Below are 20,042 nucleotides of genomic sequence, written 5' to 3'. Positions count from 1 at the left end.
GTACTCGTCCGCGGTCAACCACCCAGTCCGCGTCGTGGGCGCCTATTCGTGACCCGACACCCGGACCGGCTCGTACGGCTCCTCCAGATACGTCATCTCCGACGAAGACAGCGAGATGTCGAGCGCTTCGACGGCGTCTTCGAGGTGTTCGACGCTCGTCGTCCCCACGATGGGGGCGTCGACGGCGTCCTGTTCGAACAGCCACGCGAGGGCGATCTGGGCCATCTTCACGCCCCGATCGTCGGCCAACTCGGCGACGCGGGCGTTGATCTCCTCGCCGCCGCCCTCCAGGTACGGGTGGCGGCGGGCGTGCTCCTCGCTCTCGCCGCGCGTCGTCGCGTCGAGTTCGTCGACCGGGCGGGCGAGCCACCCGCGGGCCAGCGGCGACCACGGGATCACGCCGACGCCCTCGCGCTCGCACAGCGGGAGCATCTCGCGCTCTTCCTCGCGATACAGCAGGTTGTAGTGGTTCTGCATCGTTACGTACCGCTCCAGTCCGAGGCGGTCGGCCGTGTGCAGCGCCTCGGCGAACTGGTGGGCCCACATCGAGGAGGCACCGACGTAGCGCGCCTTGCGGTCGCGAACCGCCTCGTCGAGGGCTCGAACCGTCCCCTCGATCGGGGTCTCGCCGTCCCATCGGTGCGTCTGATACAGGTCGACGGTGTCCATCCCCAGTCGGTCGAGCGAGTTGTCCAACTCCTGCTGGACCGCTTTCCGGGAGAGACCGCCGGAGTTCGGGTCGCCCTCGCGCATCTGGAAGTAGCCCTTCGTCGCGACGACGAACTCGTCGCGGTCGTACCCCGCGAGCGCGTCGCCGAGGACCCGCTCGGACTCGCCGTTGGAGTACATATTAGCGGTGTCGAAGAAGTTCACCCCGAGGTCGATCGCGCGCTCGACGAGTTCGGTCCCCTCCTCCTCGTCGAGGACCCAGTCGCGCCAGTCGGGGTCGCCGAAGCTCATACAGCCCAGGCAGATCCGCGAGACGGTCATGCCCGTGTCACCGAGGGTGGTGTACTCCATACTCGGGGGGTCGACCGCGGGCGATAAAAGTTCAGGTGGCGGCCGCGACGTAGGTCCCCGTTTGCCGGCGGTTTCCGGGTCAGTTCACCACACCCGACGGGGCTACCCAAACGATTATTTCGTATACTATCCACCGTCCGCGTATGCCAGTCGATTACGAGGCCGCAGTAGACGACTTCGAGTGGGATATCCCCGACGACTACACCCTCCCGTCGGTCGTCGAGGGCCACGCGGAGGCGTACGGCGACCGGGTTGCGGTCACGTTCCTCGACGACGAGGGGACGCGCGCCGAGCGGACATATTCAGACATCCACGGCGACATGAACCGGTTTGCAAACGCCCTCGAGTCCCTGGGCGTCGGCGAGGGCGACCGCGTGATGCACCTCCTTCCACGCCATCCGGACGTGTTCGCCGTCCAGTTGGGCGTGCTCAAGCGCGGCGCGCTGGTCGTCCCCTGCTCGGAGATGCTAAAGCCGAAGGATCTGGCGTTCCGCGCGAACGACTGTGAGGCGACCACCGTCGTCGCTCACGAGTCGCTCGTGGACATGGTCGAACCGATCGTCGATGAGACCCCGGTCGACACCCTGATCGCAGTCGGCGGATCGGGTCCAGACGGCTGGCACGCGTTCGACGACCTGATCGACGGCCGCGAGACCGAACACGACGGCCCCGACGTGGGCGCACAGGACCCGATGAGCATCAACTACACCTCGGGGACGACGGGCCAGCCGAAGCCCGTCCTCCACCGCCACCGCTGGATGCGCGCGTTCGAGTTAGTCAACGCCCCGTACTGGTGGGGCGTCACCGCCGAGGGCGCCGACGCACCCGGCGTCACCGACGACGACGTCGACCTCGACGAGGAGTTGCTGTGGGCGACGACGGGAACGGGCTGGGCGAAGTGGTTCTGGTCGCCCGTCGGTGTCGGGATCACTACCGGCGCGCGCCAGCTACTGTACGAGGGCGATTTCGAGGCCGACGACTTCCTCTCCGTGATGGAGGAGGAGGGCGTGACCCGGCTGTGCGCGGTGCCGACGCAGTACCGAATGTTCACTCAGACCGATCTGAGCCGGTACGACCTGGATCTGCAGGAGGCGCTGTCGGCCGGTGAGCCGCTCAACCGCGAGCCGATCGAGGCGATACAGGATGCCTACGGAATCACGCCGCGCGACGGCTACGGTCAGACGGAGACGGTGTGTCTCGTCTCCAACTACCCCGGGATCGACGTGAAGGAGGGGTCGATGGGCAAGCCGACGCCCGGCCTCGGCACCACCATCATCGACACCCAAGCGGAACAGGAGGTCGAGCCGGGCGAGATCGGCGAGATCGCGGTCCCGGTCGGCAATCCCGGAACCTTCGACAGTTACTACGAGAAGCCCGCTCTCGACGATCGGACGTTCTCTGGCGACTACTACCGCACCGGCGACCTCGCGCGCGAGGACGAGGAGGGCTACTTCTTCTTCGAGGGCCGCGCCGACGACATCATCCTCTCGGCGGGCTACCGCATCGGCCCGTTCGAGGTCGAAGACGCGCTCGTCTCCCACGAGGCGGTCGCGGAAGCCGCGGCTGTCGGGTCGCCACACGAGGAGCGCGGCGACGTGGTGAAGGCGTACGTCGTCCTGGCCGACGGCGACGAGGGGAGCGACGAGCTGACCGAGGAGCTCCAGAACTACATGAAAGAGCAGACTGCGCCCTACAAGTACCCCCGCCGGATCGAGTACGTCGACGAGTTGCCGAAGACCTCCTCGGGCAAGACGCGGCGGATCGAACTGCGCGAGCGCGAGAAGGAGAAGTTCGGAGAGTAATCCGTCGACGGGGCGGCAGCCGTCGCGGACGATCCGACGCTCACGGTCCCGGCTTCCGGTCCACTGTCTCCCGCATCTTACCCGCCCAAGACTTATTCTGTCCCCCGGAGAACGCCGGCGTATGGCATCCGCGCCCTCCACCGATAGCGACGACGGTTGTCCCAAGTGCGGTCACACCGACGCCGAGGTCGGGAAGATATCGACCACCGGCGGCGGACTGAGCAAGATGTTCGACATCCAGACCAACTCCTTTCGGGTGGTCTCGTGTACGAACTGCGGCTACTCGGAGCTGTACCGCGACACGGGTTCCGCCGGGAGCGACATCGTGGACGTCTTCTTCGGGTAGATGGCGGGCGTCGGCGTCCTGTTCGTCCTCTTCCTCCTGCTCGCGCTGGCGGCACCGCTCGTGCTCTACGTGCTGGTCCGCGACGAACGCGAGCGCGACGCGGCGAACGTCGCGGACCGCGAGGCTGCCGAGCGGGCCGCCCGCCGCGACACACCCGAGGACTGAGTCGAGCGGGAGGCGATCGTGCACGGTCGGCGATCGCGTCCAGGGCAGGCGAATCGGGCCGGCGGAGACGCGACCCCCCCCCGTCGCAACACCCTTGCGTCGGGCGGTCGTGGATCGGTCCGTCGCGCTCACCCATCCATGACCGTCTGGCTCCTCGGCGACCAGTTGAACCCGAACGCCGCACCGCTCCAGCACGACGACCACGTCCTCATGATCGAGGCCCACGGCTTCGCCGAGCGTATGCCGTACCACCCGCAGAAACTCACGCTCGTGTTCTCGGCGATGCGCCACGCCCGCGATTCCCTCCGCGAGGCCGGCTACGAGGTGACCTACGTCGAGGCCGAGTCGTTCGGGGAGGGGCTCGACCGGTACTTCGAGGCGAATCAGGGAGACGCGCTCGTGCTCCAGCGCCCGGCGAGCCACGGCGCCGGCGAGCGCCTGCGCGACATGGTCGTCGACCGCGGCGGCCACTGCACGCTCGTCGACAACGACGGCTTCCTCACCAGCCACGAAGACTGGGACGAGTGGGTCGATTCCCGCGGCGGGTCGACCGCGGGTGACGGCGGCGACGGAACCTACCGACAGGAGCACTGGTACCGTCACGTCCGCCGGGAGACGGGCGTCTTGATGGACGGCGACGACCCGGCGGGCGGCGAGTGGAACTACGACGACGCGAACCGCGAGACGCCGCCGGACGACTGGTCCCCCCCGAGAATCCCCGAGTTCGAACCGGACGCGATCACCCGCGAGGTCCACGAATTCGTGACCGACCGATACGACGACCACTGGGGCGGCGCCGACCTCGCGGACTTCGCGTGGCCGGTGACGCGCGAGCAGGCGCTGCACGCGCTGGAGCAGTTCGTCGAGGTGCGGCTCCCCGAGTTCGGGCCGTATCAGGACGCGATGGTCGAAGGGGAGTGGGCGCTGTCACACTCGCTGCTGTCGCCGGCGATCAACCTCGGGCTGTTGCGCCCGCGGGAAGTCGTCGACGCCGTGGTCGACGCCTACCGGGACCCCGACGCCGACGCTCCGATCAACGCCGTCGAGGGGTTCGTCCGGCAGGTGATCGGCTGGCGGGAGTTCATGCGGCACGTGTACCGCGAGTCGATGCCCGGGATGGACGAGGCGAACCAACTCGATCAGACCCGCGACCTCCCCGAGGCGTACTGGACCGGCGAGACGGAGATGACCTGCCTCTCGGAGGCGGTGAAACACGTCCGCGACCGCGGGTACGCCCACCACATCGAGCGGCTGATGGTCCTCTCGAACTTCGCGCTGATCTACGGCGCGGACCCCCACGAGCTGAACCGCTGGTTTCACCTCGGATTCGTCGACGCGTTCCACTGGGTGACGACACCGAACGTGGTCGGGATGGGCACGTTCGCGACGGACGCGGTCTCCTCGAAGCCGTACGCCTCGTCGGCGAACTACGTGAACCGCATGAGCGACTACTGCTCGTCGTGCCCCTACTACCACACCAAGACCACGGGCGAGGGGTCGTGTCCGTTCAACGCCCTCTACTGGGACTTCCTGAAGGACAACGAGGCGATCCTACGGGGGACGGGTCGGATGGGGCTGATGTACTCGCACGTCGACGACAAGGACGACGAGGAGTGGGCGGCGATCCAAGAGCGGGCCGCCGAGATCCGCGAGATGGGAGACGACGGGACCCTGTAGGGTGAATCGGTTCGACGGTTTACTGATTCGACGATTCGGCGATTCGGCGATTCAGCGGTCGCCGCCGCCGACGAGCGACAGCACCCGCACCCGACGGACGGCGTCGAAGTCGCGGAGGCGGTAGACCAACTCGCGCACGCGGGCGGCGTCGCCGCGGCAGAAGACGGTCTCCAGACACCACTCGCCCTGGTGGACGTGCGAGGTGGTCGTGATCACGTCCTGGTAGTCGTGTTGGACGCCGTGGAGCGCGCGGATCACCTCGTCGTGAACGTAATCGAAGGCGACGACGGCGGCGACCTCGCCAGCGGCGTCCTCCAGGCGGGTGTGACGCTCGACGTACTCGGCCATCGCCTCGCGGACGGCCCGCGAGCGGGAGTCGAACCCCTCGGCGTCTGCGACCGCGTCGAACTCGGCGAGCGCGTCGTCGGGGACGTTCAGGCTCGTCCGCATACCCCGGAGTCGTCGCCCCCGCCGGTTCGGCGTTTCGGTATTACGGCCGCACCGGTCGTGTCATAACAGGCGTTTTCGCCCGGCGTCATCCACCGTCGGTCGTGCTCGCCGCGATGGGGCTCGGCTTCCTGGTCGGGGTGGTGTAGCGTGGCGGGAAGCGAGACGCCGGCGGGAGAGCGGTCAGCCCTCTCGGTTCACCGGAGCCGGCCGAACAGGCGGTAGCGCTCGTCGGGGTCGTACGCCCGGAACAGCAGGCTGTTCGCCAGCACGGAGACGCTGGAGAACGCCATCGCGCCGGCCGCCAGCACGGGCTGGAGCAGCCCAAGCGACGCCAGGGGGATCATCGCGGTGTTGTAGCCGAGCGCCCAGAAGAGGTTCTGCTTGATCTTCGCGAGCGTCCCCTCCGAGACGTTGATCGCCTTCACCACGTCGAACGGGTCCGAGCGCATCAGCGTCACGTCGGCCGCCTCGATGGCGACGTCGGTGCCCGACCCGATGGCGACGCCGACGAACGCCGAGGCCAGCGCGGGCGCGTCGTTGACACCGTCGCCGACCATCATCGCCCGCGAGCCGTCCGCCTGGATCGACTCGACGGCGTCGGCTTTGTCCTCGGGGAGGACGCCCGCGCGGACGTTGTCGGGGTCGATACCGACCTGCTCGGCGACCGCGCGGGCGGTGCGCTCGTTGTCGCCGGTGATCATGTGAACGACGATCCCGCGATCGCGGAGCGCCGCGACCGCGTCGACGGCCGACTCGCGCACCTCGTCGGCGACCGCGAGCACGCCCAACAGTTCGCCGTCGGCGGCGACGAGCATCGCCGTCTTCCCCTCAGTCTCAAGCTCGCGCATCGCGTCCAGCGCGGGGTCGGGGTCGACGTCCTCCTCGCGCAACAGCTCGGGCTTCCCGACGACGACGGTGCCGTGCTCGGTGCGCGCGCGGATCCCCTTCCCGGAGACGTTCTGAAGCACCTGCAGGTCGCCCGGCTCGACGCCGCGCTCGCGGGCGCCGGCGACGACCGCCTCGGCTATCGGGTGCTCGCTCCCGCCCTCGGCGGTCGCTGCGGCCGCGAGCAGGCGTTCGGTCGCGTCATCGTATTCGGCCGCCTCGGGCGCTACTCCGCCTTCCTCGCTGTCCCGCTCGTCACCCTCCTCGCCGGCCACCGCACCGTCGGCGGCAGGGGTGACCGGGCGGGCGTCGGTGAGATGCATCTCGCCCTCGGTCAGCGTGCCCGTCTTATCGAAGACGACCGTGTCGACCTCCTTGACGCGTTCGAGGACGTCGCCGCCCTCGAAGAGGACACCGTGCTGGGCGCCGATGCTCGTCCCGACCATCGTCGCCGCCGGCGTCGCCAGCCCGAGCGCACAGGGACAGGCGATGAGGACGGCGGACGCGAACACCAGCACCGCGAACTCCGTCACACCGACTGCGGCGGGGCCGCCGGCCGCAAGCCCCCACAGCGGCAGCGCGGTGACGACGCCGGCGAGCGTCTCGGGCGCGAGGAACCACACCGCCCCCCACAAGAGGGCGTTGGCGATCACCGCGGGGACGAAGTACGCCGAGATCCGGTCGGCGACGCGCTGGATGTCCGGCTGGCGCGACTGCGCCTCCTTCACGCGCTGGACGATCTGCTGGATGGCCGTCTCCTCGCCGACCTTCGTCGCCTCGATCACGAGCACGCCGTTCTCGTTGACCGTCGAGCCGATCACCTCGTCGCCAGCCTCCTTCGAGACGGGGACGGACTCGCCGGTCACCATCGACTCGTCGACGGCGGACTCGCCCTCGCGAACGACGCCGTCCGTCGGGATGCGCTCGCCCGGTCGCACCTTCAGGCGGTCGCCGGCCGTCACGTCCTCAAGCGGCACGTCCTCCTCGGTGCCGTCGTCTCGGACGACGGTCGCCGTCTCGGCCTCCAGCTCCAGCAGCGAGCGGATCGCCTCGCCGGCCTGCGACTTCGAGCGCGCCTCGAGGTAGTTGCCGAGCGTGATGAACACGAGGATGAGCGCGGCCGTGTCGAAGTACAGCCCCGCCTGCGGGAGGACGCCGAGCAGCGCTATCACGGAGTAGCCGTACGCCGTGGACGACCCCAGCGCGATGAGCACGTCCATGTTCGCGCGGCGGTTGACGACGAGCGCCTTGTAGGAGTTCTCGTAGAACTCGCGGCCGAGGACCACCTGCACCGGCGTCGCGAGCGCGAACGCGACCCAGCCGATGTGCAGCCCGGTCCCGGGGATCTCCTCCGAGAGGGTGCCGGGCGCGAACAGTTCGAGCACGAGCATCGCCAAAAGCGGCGCAGACAGCGCCGCGCCGAACAGCGTCAGCCGGCGCTGGCGCTGTAACTCCGCCGCCCGCGCGGCGTCTTTCGCCGACTCGCCGCCGTCGCTGGTGCCGTCGTCGCGGATCGGCTCGTAGCCGGCGTCCTCGACTGCGCCGTTGATCTCCTCGCGCGTCGTCACGGACGGCGCGTACCGGACGGTCGCTTCGTCGGTCGCGTAGTTCGCATCGACGCTCACGACGCCGGGGAGGCCGCCGACGGCGTCCTCGATGGTCGCCGAACAGTTCGCGCACGTCATCCCGGTGATGCCGACGGTGACGGTCTCGGCGATCGGGTCGTAGCCGGCGGACTCGACCGCGTCGAACACCGCAGACACCGAGACGCGCTCGGGGTCGTACGCCACGGTCGCCTCGTCGGTGGCGTAGTTCGCGCTCACCTCGCCGACGCCGTCGATGTCGCTGACGGCGTCCTCGATGGTGGCGGCGCAGTTGGCACAGGTCATGCCGCCGATGTCTATCCGGACGGTCCGTTGATCACTCATTACCTCATACTACGGGGGCCATATTCATGCGACTTGTGCCTTCGATACCGGTGCTTATAGCGGAACGATACTTCGGATCGTAAAGCAGATCGAATCGAAACGCTTGCGAGTAAAACCACCAGTCGTTCCTCGACCGAAACACGAATATCGACCCGACCGCTACGCCGACCCGTGACGACGATGCACATCTCCGGCATGACCTGCGGCGGCTGCGAGGCGAACGTCGTAGAGGCGCTCGAAGACGTCGACGGCGTCGACGAGGCGACCGCCGACCACGAGGCGAACGAGGCGGTCGTCGAGGGCGACGCTGACCCGCTGGACCTCATCGCAGCCGTGCCCGAGGCGTACGACGTCGACTCCGCGTCGTAACGCGGTCGACTGCCCGGTCCGGAGGCGGCGCTCTCGCTGCTACCGACCCATCGTGTAGAACTCATCGTTCGGCCGCCAGTCGGCGAACGTCGCCATCCGATTAGAGAGGTTGAAGAAGGCGGCGACCATCCCGATGTCCCACACTTCCTCCTCGGAGTAGCCGGCGTCGTACAGCAGGTCCAGATCATCGCTGGTCACGCCGTCCGGTTCCTCCGTCAGTTTCACCGCCACTTCCAGCATCGCCATGCGTTCGTCGCTCACGTCGGCGGTTCGGTGGTTGCTCACCAGTTGGTCCGCCAAGTGCGGGTCCTCCGCGTAGATGCGCACGAGCGCGCCGTGGGCGACGTTGCAGTACAGGCAGTTGTTCCGCCCGGAGACGACGACGACGATCATCTCCACCTCCTCGCGGTCGAGGGTGGTGTCTTCCACTAAGGCGTCGTGGAACGCCATGAACGCCCGGAAGTGGCTCGGCTTGTACGCCAGCGCCGACATGACGTTCGGCGTGAACCCGGCGCGCTCGGTCTCCTCGTCGAGGCGCTCGCCGATGTCCGCGGGAACCTCGTCGTAGTCGGGGACCGGGAAGCGGCGCTGTGCGTCGTCGAGCAGGTCGGGTCGCGTGGACTCCTCGCTCATGTGTCGTCGTTCGACGACCCCGGGTATAATCGCTGCCCCCGCTCCGATCAGACCGGCAGCCCCCGCACCGCCAGCACGACCGCCGCCGCCATCGCGAACACGCCGAACACGAACAGCCCCCAGTTCCACAGCGTCGAGTCGGCGGTCGTCAGAGACAGCGACCACTCCCTGGGGTACGGCCACAGGAAGTTCACGCCCATCGGGGTGATCACGTCCCCGAGCAGGTGCGCGACGACGGATCCGAACCCGAGCAGGAAGCCGAAGGCGACCATCGAGACGCCGCCGGGCACCGCGACCGAGAGCACGGGCTCGAGGACGGAGGCGGCGCCCGCGAAGACGGCACCGACTAGGCCCGCGAACAGCAGCGAGTGCGTCGGCCCGCGGTGGGGGATCCCCGGCACGCGGTGGTCCATGTCGGGCAACATCGCGAGGTACAGCACGGTGCCGGCGACGAGGACGGCGAACACCGGGTAGCCGTCGGTGAGCAGCCAGAAGGTGATCGGCGCGAGCGTCACCATTGCGACGCCGAGATGCCCCCGTTTGTACACGCAGAGGAGTGTGGCGCCCCTACGGAAGAACGCTCGGGATCGGCGCCAGTCGCCGGCGACGGCGATCCAGAGTGGGTCGCCACCGACGAAGGTATATTGGGCGACTGCGCTCTGGAGGGCATGGATGTCCTCGCTTCCCTCGATGGGCTCCCGCCGTGGCAGGCTGCGGCGGTCGTGCTCGCCGTCTCGCTGGGCGCCGCGGTCGTCGCGGAGTTCGTCGTGCTCCGGGCGGCCCGGCGGTTCGTCACCCGCACCGAGACCGGCCTCGACGAGATCGCCCTCGCCGAACTTCGCGTCCCGCTGGTCACCTCGCTGGCGCTTGCGGGCGTGTTCGTCCTCACCCGGATCGATGGGGTCGTCGCGGCCGTCCCCGTCTCCCAGGCCGCGCTCGAGGCGTTCTTCGGCGATCCGGCGCTCACGCTCGTCGTCCTCCTGTGGGCGTGGGCGCTCAACGAGACGGTGAACCGCGGCGTCGACTACCTCCAGGAACAGGGCGCGCGCTACGACTTCGCGCCCGTCTTCTCCAACGTGTGGACGCTCGTCGTCGCCGTCGGCACCGTCGGCACGGTCCTGTACATCTGGTCGATCGACGTGACGCCGCTGTTGGCGGGCGCGGGCGTCGCCGGCATCGCGGTCGGCTTCGCCGCGAAGGACACCGTCGCCAACTTCTTCGGCGGAGTGGCGTTGTACTTCGACGACACCTACCGCGTCGGCGACTTCGTCGAACTCGACTCCGGCGAAACCGGTACGGTGGTGAAAGTCGGCGTGCGATCGACCACGCTCCTGACGCGCGACGAGGTGCTCGTCACCGTCCCCAACTCCGTGCTCAACGCCACGAAGGTGATCAACCAGTCGGCGCCGTCGCGTCGCCGGCGGGTTCGGGTTCCCGTGGGCGTCGCCTACGGGACCGACCTCGACCGCCTCGAAGCCCTGCTTGTCGACATCGCGGTCGCCGAGAAGCTGGTGCTGGACTCCCCGAAACCGCGGTGTCGCTTCCGGCGGTTCGGCGACTCGGCGCTGGAGTACGAACTGCTCTGCTGGGTGTCGTCGCCGACGCGACGCGCGAAGGCAGTCCACCGCCTCAACCGTTCGATCCACGACGAGTTCGCGACCGCGGGGATCGAGATCCCGTACCCGCAGCGGGACGTGTCAGTCACCGGGGCGGACCCGGCGAATGCGACGCCCCAGCCGTCGCCCGCGAGCGAGACAGCCGGCGGCGACGGCGCCAGCGGGTCCGCCGCCGACGCGGACGTCGAGCGGTGACCCCCGGCTGCTCGCCGCCGGCGGTACCTACCGGTTCCACGCCGCGTCGTCGGGGTCGATGACGCGCTCGCGCACGTCGTAGTCGGCGATGCGCGCCAGGTCCGCCTCGTCCAGTTCCAACTCCCGCGCCTCATAGTTCGCGCGGACGTGGTCGCCGGTCGCCTTCGGGATGGGCACGAGCGCCTCCTGCGCGAACGCCCACGCGAGACAGACCGCGGCGGTACTCGTGTCGTGTTTCTCGGCGATCTCGGTCAGCAGCGGGTCGTCCAGCGCCTCGCCGCGCCCGAGCGGCGAGTAGCCGACGAGGTAGTGGCCGTGCTCGACAGCGTACGCCCGCAACTCCTCTTGCGGGAACAGCGGGTGGCACTCGACTTGGTGAGCGACGACCGGCGAGTCGAGGATCGCTCGCGCCTCGTCGAGCAGGTCGGGGGTAAAATTCGAGAGGCCGACGTGATCGCACAGTCCCTCCTCGCGGAGTTCGTCCATCGCACGCAGCGTCGCCTCGGGGTCGTACGCCGAGATCGGCCAGTGGACGTACAGCAGGTCCACGGACGTGAGGCCGAGTCGTTCCAGCGACTCCCGGGCGGTGCGCTTGGCGTCGTCGTACGCGAGGTTGTCGGGATGGACCTTCGTCGCCACCACCACGTCCTCGCGTGGCACGTCGGCGCGGCGGATCCCCTCGCCGACGGCGTCCTCGTTGTCGTACATCTGCGCGGTGTCGACGTGGCGGTAGCCGAGGTCGAGCGCCGTTTTCACCGTCTCGGCGCACTCCTCGAAGTCGTCGTTCGCGGAGGTACCGAGGCCCAGCGCCGGGAGGTCGAAGTCGGTCATCGTCGGAGGTGCGCGCGTCGCGACCGAAAGCGTTCGGGAGGCGGAAGGCGCCGGTGCCGAGCGGGCGGGGGTGGGGGTCTGTGACGGTGGGTCCCGCTCGCGACCCGCGCACGCGCGGCGCCACGGCTATTTGTCCCTCCGGCGCGTATCGCAGTCCATGCCGACCGTCCGATTCGAAGGCGCCGAGATCGAGTGCGAGCGCGGCGACACGCTCCGCGACGTGTTGCTGGCGGCGGGACTGTCGCCCCACAACGGCCGCGCGGCGACGGCGAACTGCCGCGGTCACGGCACCTGCGGCACCTGCGCGGTCCACGTCGACGGCGCGGTCTCGGAACCGACCCGGCGCGAACGCCTCCGACTGCGGGTTCCGCCGCACGACCCCGACTCGGGGCTGCGACTCTCGTGTCAAACGACCGTCGAGGGCGACGCGACCGTCACGAAGTTCCCCGGCTTCTGGGGGCAACACCTCGGCGACGGGGAGTAACTCTCGCGCGCGCAGACCGCTTGTTCCCACGCGCGGCCCGTTTCCGGCGATTGGGCAACGGCCAAGGCTCCCCGGGCGGTGGATCCGTTCGTGCCTACCTCCTCGCGCCGGACCGCCGCCGCCTTCGGCGTCGCCTCAACGGGGATCTCCCTCGGCGGGATCGCGCTCGCGGTCCTCGCCGCGCCGTGGTTCTCGTGGACGGGGAACGCCCTCTCGGACCTGGGCGTCGCGGGCGACCCCCTCGTCCGTGTGCTGTTCAACGGCGGACTGCTGCTCGGCGGTGTCGCCGCCCTCCCGTACGCGTGGGTCGCGTGGACGACCGCCCGCGATTCGGGGGCCGCCTCGTCGCGGCGCTGTTCGGTCTCACCGCGCTCCTCATGGCCGGCGTCGGCGGCTTTCCCGCCGACACCGCGCTCCACGTCCCGGTCGCGCTCGGCTTCTTCCTCGGGGTTACGGTCGTGCTTGGGGCCGACGGGATCCGCCGTCGCGACACGACCGCCGGACGGCTCCTGCTCGCTGCGCCGGTCCTCCACGTCGGCGCGTGGTACGGCTGGCTCGCCGTGGCGTCGCTCGGCGACGGTATCGCGCTTCCGGAGTTGGTCGGGGCGCTCCTGCTCGCGGCGTGGGTGCTTGCGCTGTCGCCGGTCGCGCCGCTGAAGACGGTCGATTCACGGGCCTAGCGCCGCTGAGTTCGCTCGGGCCGCGCGTGCTTGCTCCTCCCGTGACGCGCTCCCGAGCAGTCAAGCCGGTGGCTGCCGTGCGGCCGATAATGACGCTCGACGCGATCGGGGAAGCGACGCTGCTCGCCGACCGGACGGCGGCGCTGGCGGAGCGACACGACCGAATCTGGTCCGAACACGACGACGACACGGCGGCCGCGAGAGCGCTCGTCCCGGAGTTGGGCGCACACGTCCGTGACGGGCACGCGACCGTCGGAATCTGGACCCCAGGGCTCGTGGACCGCGGCGTCGACCCTGACGCCGTCTACCTGGAGGTACTGACGCCGCCAGCGGATATCGACCCCGGTGAGACTGACGTGCGGGAGGTCGCGTTCGCCCGCTCGCTCGTCGAGACGCGCCGCGCGGGCGAGGTGACGTACGCCGCCGTCGAGGGGATGGTCCCCGGGACGCGCGAGCGGCTCGGGTCGCTGTACCAGCTCGTGTACGACCCGGAAGCGGTCGAGCACACCGCGACCGCGGGCCATGCCGGACCCGACGCCGGCGGCGACGCGGACCGGCCGGACCTCCCGGGCGAGGTCGGCGCCGACGGCCTCGCGACCGTGCAGGACCCGCTCGCGGACTCGGTGCCGTTCGGCGCGTTCGCGCCCGCGGAGCTGTACGACCGCGCGCGGCTGAACCGCGAGCGCGCGGACCGCGCTTACTTCGCGGCGCTGGGCACCGACGACGAGCGCGTCGCCACCAGCGACGACGACGGCCTCCCGCGGGTCGACCCGGCGACGAGCATGGTGGAGATCCACCCGGGGACCGCGACCGGGCGGGGGTCGCTCGCCGGACTCGCCGACTTCGTCGCGGGCGTCGGCGAGGCGGAGCGCACGGGCGGGTCGCTGACGCCGTTCCAGGAGACGATCGCTGGCTACGACGCGGTGCAGCTGATGCCGGTCGAGCCGCTCACCGAGCGCACCGACGACCCGGGTTACTGGCGCGGACTCGCCCGCGACGGCGACGCGGCGACCGCGTCCGTCGCCCGGCCCGACAAGGTGAATTGGGGGTACGACGTGGTTGTGCGCGCGTTCTCTGCGCCGAACCCGTCGATCCTGGAGACGGGACGGCCGGACGAGCTGGTCGACGTCATCGCCGCCTTCCACACCCTCCCCGACCCGGTGAAGGTGGTGTTCGACGTGGCGCTGGGCCACGCCGACGACGGCGGGCTGCGGGTGCTCCCCGACCGGTTCTTCCACGGGCCGGGGATGTACGGCCAGCACCTCGACTACCTCGACCCGTGGGTTCGCGCGCACGTGCTCGACCTCCAGCGCCGGAAGATGGACTGGGGCGCCGACGGCATCCGCGTCGACGGCGCACAGGACTTCCGCAACTGGGATCCAGAGACCGAGGAGATGGTGCACGACGACGCGCTCCTCGCGGAGATGGACGCCGTCACGCAGGAGGTAGCCGGCGCGGAGTACCGCCCGTGGCTGATCTACGAGGACGGCCGGCCGTGGCCGCGCCACGACTGGGAACTGGCCTCCACCTACCGGACGCTCATCCAGCAGCACCCCCACGCGTTCCAGTGGTCGCCGATCACGTTCGCGCACAACAAGCCCGCGATGCTCACCTTCTGGGCGAGCAAGTGGTGGCGGGTGCGCGAGGTGGCCGACATGGGTCGCAACTGGATCACCGGCGTCGCAAACCACGACACGGTACGCCGAGGGACCCAGGTCGACGTGCCCGAGTCGTGGGAGGGCGACCCGATCAACCGCTATCTGGGCGACTCGGCGCCGGAGATCATCGACCGCGCGTACGACAACCCCGCGACGAACGCCCTCCTGCACTGCCTGCTTCCGGGCGTTCCGATGGACTTCCTCAACGCGAACGCGCGCGGGCCGTGGGGGTTTGTCCGCGACACCGACGCCGAGTGGAACGTGAAAGTCGTCGCCGACGAGCACAACCTCCTCGACTGGCAGGTCACGGCCGACCAGTACGCGGAGGACGGACATTTCTGTCGCCTGAAGCAGTTGGGATTCGAGACGCGCGAGGAACTCGACGGCTTCGTGAAGGCACTGGCGACGACCGTCGAGCCGACCGACTACGACCGCGAGGCGATGGCGGCGATGCTGTCTGTGCTCGATCTCGCGGCGGATCCCGACCCCGAGTTCCTCGATCGCTTCGCCGACGCGTGGATGCGCGACGTGGCCGACTTCGCCAACCTCGGGCACTGGCGCGACGCACAGGACCCCGAGCGCACCGGATTCGCCCGGCGAGTCCGCGAGTTCCGGCAGGCACACCCGTGGCTTCGGGAGTCGATGCGGCTACCCGATCCACCGGCGGAGGAAACCGTTGCCGAAGCCCACGTGGCCGCCGGCGGAGCCGCCGCGAGCGAGAGAGCGGAGGGAGAGAGCCAGGAGGGCGACGCGCCCGACCGGTTCGGCTACCGCCACCCAGCGGACGGCTCGGTCGTCTACTACGGGCTTCGGAAGTCGCCTGCGGGCGACGTGCGCGTGCTGTTCGCGGGCAACATGGAGGGTGCGTCAACGACGGTGACGCCGGCGGAACTGTTCGACGACGCGTCCCCCGATCCGGCAGCGTTCGCCCCCGCGCTCGTCGCGCCCGGGGTTGCAAAGCGCCGCGAGGACTCCCCGACCGTCGACGCCCCGATCGAACTCGCGAACGGCGAGGCGGTCGTGTTCGTCGCCGAATCGGCGGAGCGGTGACGGACGGAGCGGCGACCCCCGGGGACCGCTAACAGAACCGCTCGTTGAACCGGTTGACGGCGTCGTCGGTGCCGGCGACGACGAGCCTGTCGCCGTCGACGAGTTTCGTGTCCGGGCCGACGTTCGTGATCAGCTCGCCGTTCCGCTCGACGGCGACGACGGTGACGCCGGTCTCGGCGCGCACGTCCGCCTCCGCCAGCGTCCGCCCCTCCAGCCTCGGCGCGGCGGCTTTGACCAGGTCGACCTGGGTCTCGGGACGCAGCACCTCCTCGTCGAGCAGGTGCGACGCGAGCAGGCGGCCCGAGACGGTCGACAGCGAGAGCACGTAGTCGGCGCCGGCGCGGTACAGCTTCGGGACCGACTCGGCGTCGTTCGCCCGGGCGATCACCTCGGCGTGGGGCGCGACCTGCTTCACGGCGAGCGCGGCGAAGATGGTCGTCGTGTCGGAGTCGAGCGCGATCACCACCGCCCGCGCCTCGTCGACGCCGGCCGCCTCCAGCGTCTCGCGGTCGGTGGCGTCCCCGACCACGTCGACGCCCGGCGCGTCGCGCTCGTCGACGACCACCACGTCCTCGCTGGGGCGCACCTCCGCGGCGGCGCTGTGGCCAACCATCCCGTACCCCGCGACGACGACCGAGCCGCGGCGGCGGCGCCGCGTCTCAGAGAGGGTGAGGTCCTTTAGCGCCTCCAGTTCGGACTCCGTCCCGACGACGAGCAACACGGTGTGTTCGTCGATGACGCGGCCGGGACGCGGCGGCGACTCGAACTCGCCGTCGTCCCACGCGCCGAGGACGTTCGCACCGGTCTGTTCGGCGATCCGCGACTCGGCGATCGTCTCGCCGACCAGCGGGCTGCCGTGGTGGACGAGCAGCTCGGCGATCTGGAAGTCCTCACCGATCTCGACGCCGTCGCCCAGTTCGTCGGCGACGCTCGCGGTCGCCTTCGACCCGAGGCTCTCCCCGAGTAGCCGCCGCGGTGACAGCACGCGATCGGCGCCGGCGTAGCGGTGATAGTCCGCAACGGCCTCGTTCTCGACGAAGCTGACGACCCGGAGGTCGGTGGCGTCGTCGCACACCTCCCGCGCCGAGAGGACGATGCTCGCGTTCGTCTCGTCGTCGGCGTCGGCGACGAGCGCCCGGGCGGAATCGACGTTCGCTGCACGCATCGTCTCGACCGCCTCGGGGTCGCCGTGGATCACCCGTTCCTCGCCGCCGTCGTAAACGGTCGCCGCCTCGTTCTCGTCGGCGACGACGAACAGGTGCGGCACGTCGCGTGCGGCGAGTTCGTCGCGGAGCACGCGACCTCTCGACGTGTGACCGCAGACGACGACGTGGCCGGCGAGGTCGTCGACGGCGGTCGGCGTCGTCGTCGACAGCGTCTCCTCGAACAGCGGGAAGACGAACGCCGGCAGCGCCATGAAAATCAGGACGACTCCGGTGATGTCCATGACGATGACGAAGGCGTTCATCACGTCGGTCTCCCACGGCGCGTCCGAGCCGTAGCCGGTCGTCGTGAACGTCTCGATGACCACCCGGAGGTGGTGGATGAACGACCGCTCGCTCCCCTCGAACGTTCGCATCCCGTAGTCGTACGCGACCGCGAACAGCAGGACGACGACCGTGATGGCGAGCAGGTACGCCGCGGTCCGTCGTCGCCACTTACCCATACCCTACCGTGCGGGGGAACCGTGTTAACGGGTGCGGATGCGTCGAACCGATGAACACGGTGGAGCGAGACCGACGCACATGAACGACCGACGCCGGGACGGACTGCTCGCGGTGGCAGCGACCGTCGCAGTCGTCGCAGCTGGCGGCTCGGCGGGCGTCACCGCGGCGTCGCTCGTCGCCTCCCGGGGTGGCATTCGCCGTCGCCGGGGGCGCCGGCGCCCTCGCGCTCGAACTCGCGATGGCTCGACGCCCCGACGCGGCGCGACTGCTGTGGGCGGACCGCAGAGTGCGCTGGGGCGGGACGGCGCTCGTCGTCGTCGCCGTCCCGACCGCGGTCGCGGTCGGCGGTTCACCCCTCGCCGTGTACGTCGTCGCAGCACTGCTGGGCGGGCTGGCCGCCTATTTCGTGCTGCTCGCGGGGGTGGTGTCTGGCGCGCTCGCACCGCCGGAGACGTGGTTCGAGAACCGGGAGTGAGTTCGTGAGCCGAGCGTCGGTTCGAGGGACTGGAGTAATATCGCGGGAACGCCACAGGCCCGGTATGCGCGAAGTCACGCTCGATGCGACCGGCCCGATCCGACTTGACGAGGACGACATCGACGACGAGTACGGCGACATCGCCGTGTGCCGCTGCGGGCTCAGCGACGAGTTCCCGTTCTGCGACGGCTCGCACGCGCAGACCGCCGAAGAGGAATCGGGCGTCCTGTACACGTACGTCGACGGGGAGCGACGCGTCGTCGAGGAGGTCCGGCTCGCCGACGGCGACGCGCTCGCTCCCGGCGGTGACGAGAGGGCGGAGAACGCGGAGGAGAAGGAGTAGCGGTCGTTACGCGCCGACTGCGGCGCCGACGTACAGCGCGACGACGAGGAAGATCCAGACGGCGTCGACGAAGTGCCAGTACATCGAGGCGGTCGTCACGGAGACGTGGCGGTCGGCCGAGTACTGCCCCATGAGCGCGCGCACGAACACGATAGCCAGCAGGACCGCGCCCATGCTGACGTGGAGTCCGTGGAGGCCGGTGAGGCCGTAGAACGCCGAGCCGAACAGCCCGGAAGTGAGGGTGAACTCCTCGTGGATGATGAACTCGTAGTACTCGTACACCTGCCCGCCGATGAACACGACTCCGAGCAACAGCGTGACCGCGAGCCAGCCGAGGAACTTCCCGCGGTCGTCCCGCCGGATGGCGCCGTGCGCGAAGTGCAGCGTCACCGACGAGACGATGAGTATCGCGGTGTTGATGATGACCAGCGACCCGAGCAGCGTCGGCAGGTCGCTCGCGATCTCCGCCCACGCGTCGTTCGAGCGGATGAAGAAGAAGTACGTGAAGCCGGCGCTGAAGGTGGCGATCTCAGAGCCGAGGAACGCCAACATCCCCCACCTGAGCTTGCTCGCGCTGTGCTCGTCGGCGCCGCGCTCCCAGAAGTGCGTGACGAACGCGTGGTACATCCACCCGTAGATGCCGACGAGGAACAGCCCGATGCTCCCGACCAGCACGCCGGGGCCGACCATCGGACCGACGATGTTCCGGTCGCCGACCGCCATGAGGTACAGCGCCGCGCCGACGTAGATGCCCGCACCGCCCAGCGCCGTGAGGAACGGCCACCACGAGGCCTCCCCGAACCCGCGCGGCCAGTCCTCGACCGCGGGGAGGTGGTGCCCGTCGTCGTGGGCGTCTTCCGTTTCTGTAGCCATGCGCGCCGGTAGCCGACGCGGAGACAAAAATCCTCCCACCTGCGCCGGCCGCCGCTCACGCGAGGGCGCCGCACCGGCCCGACCCGCAGTTCGCCTTGCGGTAGTTTCCGTGAGCGGCCGATACACATACTACGATAGGCGATGACAAGCAACCGTATGCCGGAGTGCAGGAACTGTAGTTCGTTCGTCACCGAGCGGTACGTCCGAGTGTTCGCCCCGGAAGGGATGAACAACGTCCGCGTGTGTCCCTCCTGTGAGGACATGGTCCGCGAGGGCGCCAGCGTTCGAGAGGCGCGGTCCAAGCGCGTGTAACCCGTCGCGAACGACGGGGCCGATCTGTCGGCGGTGCGTTTTTTGACCGCCGAGCGCTCCCTTCGGCTGTGGTGCTGTCCGACACGTACGTCGCCGAACTCGACCGCGAGCGCGACGAGCTCCCGCGGGCAACCCGGTTGATCGGTGTCGCAGCGTCGCCGTCGCGTCGCCTGCGCGCGCTCGTCGACGAAGTCCGCCCAGGGTTGGCACCGCCTGAACCTCTCCGAGCGGACCACGCCGAGGCCGCGGCGTCGTTCCGGATCGACGGCCTGTGCGAGTCCGGCGCGCACAACGCGGCGTGGGACCGCGTCGACTTCGCCGACCGGTACCGCGCGCACCTCGCATCCGACTCGGACGCCCGCGCGGCGGTCGAGTCGCTGTGCGAGACGCTGGCGGCCGGCACGGACCTGACGCTCGTGGGCGACGAGCGCTCCGGCGAGGTCCGGAGCCACCGGACAGTTCTCCGGGAGGTGCTCGCAGACCGAGCGGGACGCGCGCACCGCGGCGCCGGCGGCGGCGCCGTTGAGCACGCGGACCCCGACAGCGCCGACAGGAACGACTGATCGGGAGACCGGGCGATCCG

General features: G+C 69.7%; 21 protein-coding genes. 13 read left to right on the top strand and 8 right to left on the bottom strand.

Features of this window, described 5'->3' with window-relative positions; genetic code table 11:
• Positions 1 to 42 precede the first annotated feature (42 nt).
• The gene (locus P0Y41_RS05735; RefSeq protein WP_284063008.1) at positions 43 to 1,020 is read right to left on the bottom strand and encodes an aldo/keto reductase; all 978 of its coding nucleotides are present in this window, start codon (positions 1,018 to 1,020) and stop codon (positions 43 to 45) included.
• Positions 1,021 to 1,163: 143 nt separating this feature from the next.
• On the opposite strand from P0Y41_RS05735, the gene P0Y41_RS05730 reads away from it, so the two are divergent.
• The 4 genes from P0Y41_RS05730 (at position 1,164) to P0Y41_RS05715 (ending at position 5,010) form a co-directional block, all read left to right on the top strand.
• Entirely contained in the window at positions 1,164 to 2,822 is a 1,659-nt protein-coding gene (locus tag P0Y41_RS05730; protein WP_284063007.1) for an acetate--CoA ligase, read from the top strand.
• Between the two features lie 121 nt (positions 2,823 to 2,943).
• Positions 2,944 to 3,168 carry a zinc ribbon domain-containing protein gene (locus P0Y41_RS05725; RefSeq protein WP_284063006.1) on the top strand — a complete coding sequence of 75 codons (225 nt, stop codon included), beginning with the start codon at positions 2,944 to 2,946 and terminating at the stop codon, positions 3,166 to 3,168.
• Positions 3,169 to 3,333: a DUF8143 family protein gene (locus P0Y41_RS05720; protein ID WP_284063005.1), complete on the top strand. Its 165-nt coding sequence runs from the start codon at positions 3,169 to 3,171 to the stop codon at positions 3,331 to 3,333.
• 138 nt (positions 3,334 to 3,471) lie between these two features.
• Positions 3,472 to 5,010 (top strand): cryptochrome/photolyase family protein, encoded by a 1,539-nt coding sequence (locus P0Y41_RS05715; protein ID WP_284063004.1) that lies wholly within the window; start codon positions 3,472 to 3,474, stop codon positions 5,008 to 5,010.
• 51 nt (positions 5,011 to 5,061) lie between these two features.
• Here P0Y41_RS05715 and P0Y41_RS05710 read toward each other — a convergent pair whose 3' ends face one another.
• Positions 5,062 to 5,460 (bottom strand): CopG family ribbon-helix-helix protein, encoded by a 399-nt coding sequence (locus P0Y41_RS05710; RefSeq protein ID WP_284063003.1) that lies wholly within the window; start codon positions 5,458 to 5,460, stop codon positions 5,062 to 5,064.
• Between the two features lie 194 nt (positions 5,461 to 5,654).
• On the bottom strand, positions 5,655 to 8,273 hold the full coding sequence (locus tag P0Y41_RS05705) for a heavy metal translocating P-type ATPase (protein WP_284063002.1): 2,619 nt from the start codon (positions 8,271 to 8,273) through the stop codon (positions 5,655 to 5,657).
• Positions 8,274 to 8,453: 180 nt separating this feature from the next.
• Here P0Y41_RS05705 and P0Y41_RS05700 point away from each other — a divergent pair, with 180 nt between their 5' ends.
• The gene (locus tag P0Y41_RS05700) at positions 8,454 to 8,642 is read left to right on the top strand and encodes a heavy-metal-associated domain-containing protein (RefSeq protein ID WP_284063354.1); all 189 of its coding nucleotides are present in this window, start codon (positions 8,454 to 8,456) and stop codon (positions 8,640 to 8,642) included.
• 39 nt (positions 8,643 to 8,681) lie between these two features.
• Here the strand turns inward: P0Y41_RS05700 and P0Y41_RS05695 are convergent, their stop codons facing one another.
• Together P0Y41_RS05695 and P0Y41_RS05690 are read right to left on the bottom strand one after the other, a co-directional pair.
• On the bottom strand, positions 8,682 to 9,275 hold the full coding sequence (locus P0Y41_RS05695; RefSeq protein ID WP_345783194.1) for a peroxidase-related enzyme: 594 nt from the start codon (positions 9,273 to 9,275) through the stop codon (positions 8,682 to 8,684).
• Positions 9,276 to 9,322: 47 nt separating this feature from the next.
• The gene (locus P0Y41_RS05690; protein ID WP_284063001.1) at positions 9,323 to 9,823 is read right to left on the bottom strand and encodes a metal-dependent hydrolase; all 501 of its coding nucleotides are present in this window, start codon (positions 9,821 to 9,823) and stop codon (positions 9,323 to 9,325) included.
• A gap of 120 nt (positions 9,824 to 9,943) precedes the next feature.
• Between P0Y41_RS05690 and P0Y41_RS05685 the strand changes: the two genes are divergently transcribed.
• Complete coding sequence (locus tag P0Y41_RS05685; protein ID WP_284063000.1) at positions 9,944 to 11,086, top strand: mechanosensitive ion channel family protein; 1,143 nt, start codon at positions 9,944 to 9,946, stop codon at positions 11,084 to 11,086.
• A gap of 27 nt (positions 11,087 to 11,113) precedes the next feature.
• On the opposite strand, the gene P0Y41_RS05680 is transcribed toward P0Y41_RS05685, so the two are convergent.
• Positions 11,114 to 11,917: an aldo/keto reductase gene (locus P0Y41_RS05680; RefSeq protein WP_284062999.1), complete on the bottom strand. Its 804-nt coding sequence runs from the start codon at positions 11,915 to 11,917 to the stop codon at positions 11,114 to 11,116.
• Positions 11,918 to 12,074: 157 nt separating this feature from the next.
• Here P0Y41_RS05680 and P0Y41_RS05675 point away from each other — a divergent pair, with 157 nt between their 5' ends.
• From P0Y41_RS05675 to gghA, 3 genes are all read left to right on the top strand, one after another.
• The gene (locus tag P0Y41_RS05675) at positions 12,075 to 12,401 is read left to right on the top strand and encodes a 2Fe-2S iron-sulfur cluster-binding protein (protein ID WP_284062998.1); all 327 of its coding nucleotides are present in this window, start codon (positions 12,075 to 12,077) and stop codon (positions 12,399 to 12,401) included.
• A gap of 311 nt (positions 12,402 to 12,712) precedes the next feature.
• Entirely contained in the window at positions 12,713 to 13,081 is a 369-nt protein-coding gene (locus P0Y41_RS05670) for a DUF998 domain-containing protein (protein WP_284062997.1), read from the top strand.
• Positions 13,082 to 13,170: 89 nt separating this feature from the next.
• Positions 13,171 to 15,789, top strand: coding sequence for a glucosylglycerol hydrolase (gene gghA, locus P0Y41_RS05665; RefSeq protein ID WP_284062996.1), 2,619 nt, complete (start codon positions 13,171 to 13,173; stop codon positions 15,787 to 15,789).
• A gap of 28 nt (positions 15,790 to 15,817) precedes the next feature.
• Here gghA and P0Y41_RS05660 read toward each other — a convergent pair whose 3' ends face one another.
• Positions 15,818 to 17,455, bottom strand: a complete 1,638-nt coding sequence (locus P0Y41_RS05660) for a potassium channel family protein (RefSeq protein WP_284062995.1) — start codon at positions 17,453 to 17,455, stop codon at positions 15,818 to 15,820.
• A gap of 188 nt (positions 17,456 to 17,643) precedes the next feature.
• On the opposite strand from P0Y41_RS05660, the gene P0Y41_RS05655 reads away from it, so the two are divergent.
• Both P0Y41_RS05655 and P0Y41_RS05650 read left to right on the top strand, forming a co-directional pair.
• A complete protein-coding gene (locus P0Y41_RS05655; RefSeq protein ID WP_284062994.1) occupies positions 17,644 to 17,931 on the top strand; it encodes a hypothetical protein in 288 nt (95 codons plus the stop codon).
• Positions 17,932 to 17,995: 64 nt separating this feature from the next.
• On the top strand, positions 17,996 to 18,274 hold the full coding sequence (locus tag P0Y41_RS05650; protein ID WP_284062993.1) for a CDGSH iron-sulfur domain-containing protein: 279 nt from the start codon (positions 17,996 to 17,998) through the stop codon (positions 18,272 to 18,274).
• Positions 18,275 to 18,280: 6 nt separating this feature from the next.
• Here the strand turns inward: P0Y41_RS05650 and P0Y41_RS05645 are convergent, their stop codons facing one another.
• Positions 18,281 to 19,147 (bottom strand): cytochrome c oxidase subunit 3, encoded by an 867-nt coding sequence (locus tag P0Y41_RS05645; RefSeq protein ID WP_284062992.1) that lies wholly within the window; start codon positions 19,145 to 19,147, stop codon positions 18,281 to 18,283.
• 156 nt (positions 19,148 to 19,303) lie between these two features.
• Here P0Y41_RS05645 and P0Y41_RS05640 point away from each other — a divergent pair, with 156 nt between their 5' ends.
• Both P0Y41_RS05640 and P0Y41_RS05635 read left to right on the top strand, forming a co-directional pair.
• A complete protein-coding gene (locus P0Y41_RS05640) occupies positions 19,304 to 19,459 on the top strand; it encodes a DUF7563 family protein (RefSeq protein ID WP_284062991.1) in 156 nt (51 codons plus the stop codon).
• 68 nt (positions 19,460 to 19,527) lie between these two features.
• On the top strand, positions 19,528 to 20,022 hold the full coding sequence (locus tag P0Y41_RS05635) for a DUF488 family protein, N3 subclade (protein WP_284062990.1): 495 nt from the start codon (positions 19,528 to 19,530) through the stop codon (positions 20,020 to 20,022).
• The last annotated feature ends 20 nt before the right edge of the window (positions 20,023 to 20,042 follow it).

It is taken from the genome of Halobaculum halobium (assembly GCF_030127145.1).
Lineage (GTDB): Archaea > Halobacteriota > Halobacteria > Halobacteriales > Haloferacaceae > Halobaculum > Halobaculum halobium.
The sequence above is the reverse complement of the archived record's forward strand: the minus strand, read 5'-3'. Positions and strand labels throughout refer to the sequence as shown.

What these genes read in the sequence shown, in the direction of transcription:
- P0Y41_RS05735 (WP_284063008.1), bottom strand. Translation starts at nt 1,020, where the DNA reads ATGGAGTACACCACCCTCGGTGACACGGGCATGACCGTCTCGCGGATC.
- P0Y41_RS05730 (WP_284063007.1), top strand. Translation starts at nt 1,164, where the DNA reads ATGCCAGTCGATTACGAGGCCGCAGTAGACGACTTCGAGTGGGATATC.
- P0Y41_RS05725 (WP_284063006.1), top strand. Translation starts at nt 2,944, where the DNA reads ATGGCATCCGCGCCCTCCACCGATAGCGACGACGGTTGTCCCAAGTGC.
- P0Y41_RS05720 (WP_284063005.1), top strand. Translation starts at nt 3,169, where the DNA reads ATGGCGGGCGTCGGCGTCCTGTTCGTCCTCTTCCTCCTGCTCGCGCTG.
- P0Y41_RS05715 (WP_284063004.1), top strand. Translation starts at nt 3,472, where the DNA reads ATGACCGTCTGGCTCCTCGGCGACCAGTTGAACCCGAACGCCGCACCG.
- P0Y41_RS05710 (WP_284063003.1), bottom strand. Translation starts at nt 5,460, where the DNA reads ATGCGGACGAGCCTGAACGTCCCCGACGACGCGCTCGCCGAGTTCGAC.
- P0Y41_RS05705 (WP_284063002.1), bottom strand. Translation starts at nt 8,273, where the DNA reads ATGAGTGATCAACGGACCGTCCGGATAGACATCGGCGGCATGACCTGT.
- P0Y41_RS05700 (WP_284063354.1), top strand. Translation starts at nt 8,454, where the DNA reads ATGCACATCTCCGGCATGACCTGCGGCGGCTGCGAGGCGAACGTCGTA.
- P0Y41_RS05695 (WP_345783194.1), bottom strand. Translation starts at nt 9,275, where the DNA reads ATGAGCGAGGAGTCCACGCGACCCGACCTGCTCGACGACGCACAGCGC.
- P0Y41_RS05685 (WP_284063000.1), top strand. Translation starts at nt 9,944, where the DNA reads ATGGATGTCCTCGCTTCCCTCGATGGGCTCCCGCCGTGGCAGGCTGCG.
- P0Y41_RS05680 (WP_284062999.1), bottom strand. Translation starts at nt 11,917, where the DNA reads ATGACCGACTTCGACCTCCCGGCGCTGGGCCTCGGTACCTCCGCGAAC.
- P0Y41_RS05675 (WP_284062998.1), top strand. Translation starts at nt 12,075, where the DNA reads ATGCCGACCGTCCGATTCGAAGGCGCCGAGATCGAGTGCGAGCGCGGC.
- gghA (WP_284062996.1), top strand. Translation starts at nt 13,171, where the DNA reads ATGACGCTCGACGCGATCGGGGAAGCGACGCTGCTCGCCGACCGGACG.
- P0Y41_RS05660 (WP_284062995.1), bottom strand. Translation starts at nt 17,455, where the DNA reads ATGGGTAAGTGGCGACGACGGACCGCGGCGTACCTGCTCGCCATCACG.
- P0Y41_RS05650 (WP_284062993.1), top strand. Translation starts at nt 17,996, where the DNA reads ATGCGCGAAGTCACGCTCGATGCGACCGGCCCGATCCGACTTGACGAG.
- P0Y41_RS05645 (WP_284062992.1), bottom strand. Translation starts at nt 19,147, where the DNA reads ATGGCTACAGAAACGGAAGACGCCCACGACGACGGGCACCACCTCCCC.
- P0Y41_RS05640 (WP_284062991.1), top strand. Translation starts at nt 19,304, where the DNA reads ATGCCGGAGTGCAGGAACTGTAGTTCGTTCGTCACCGAGCGGTACGTC.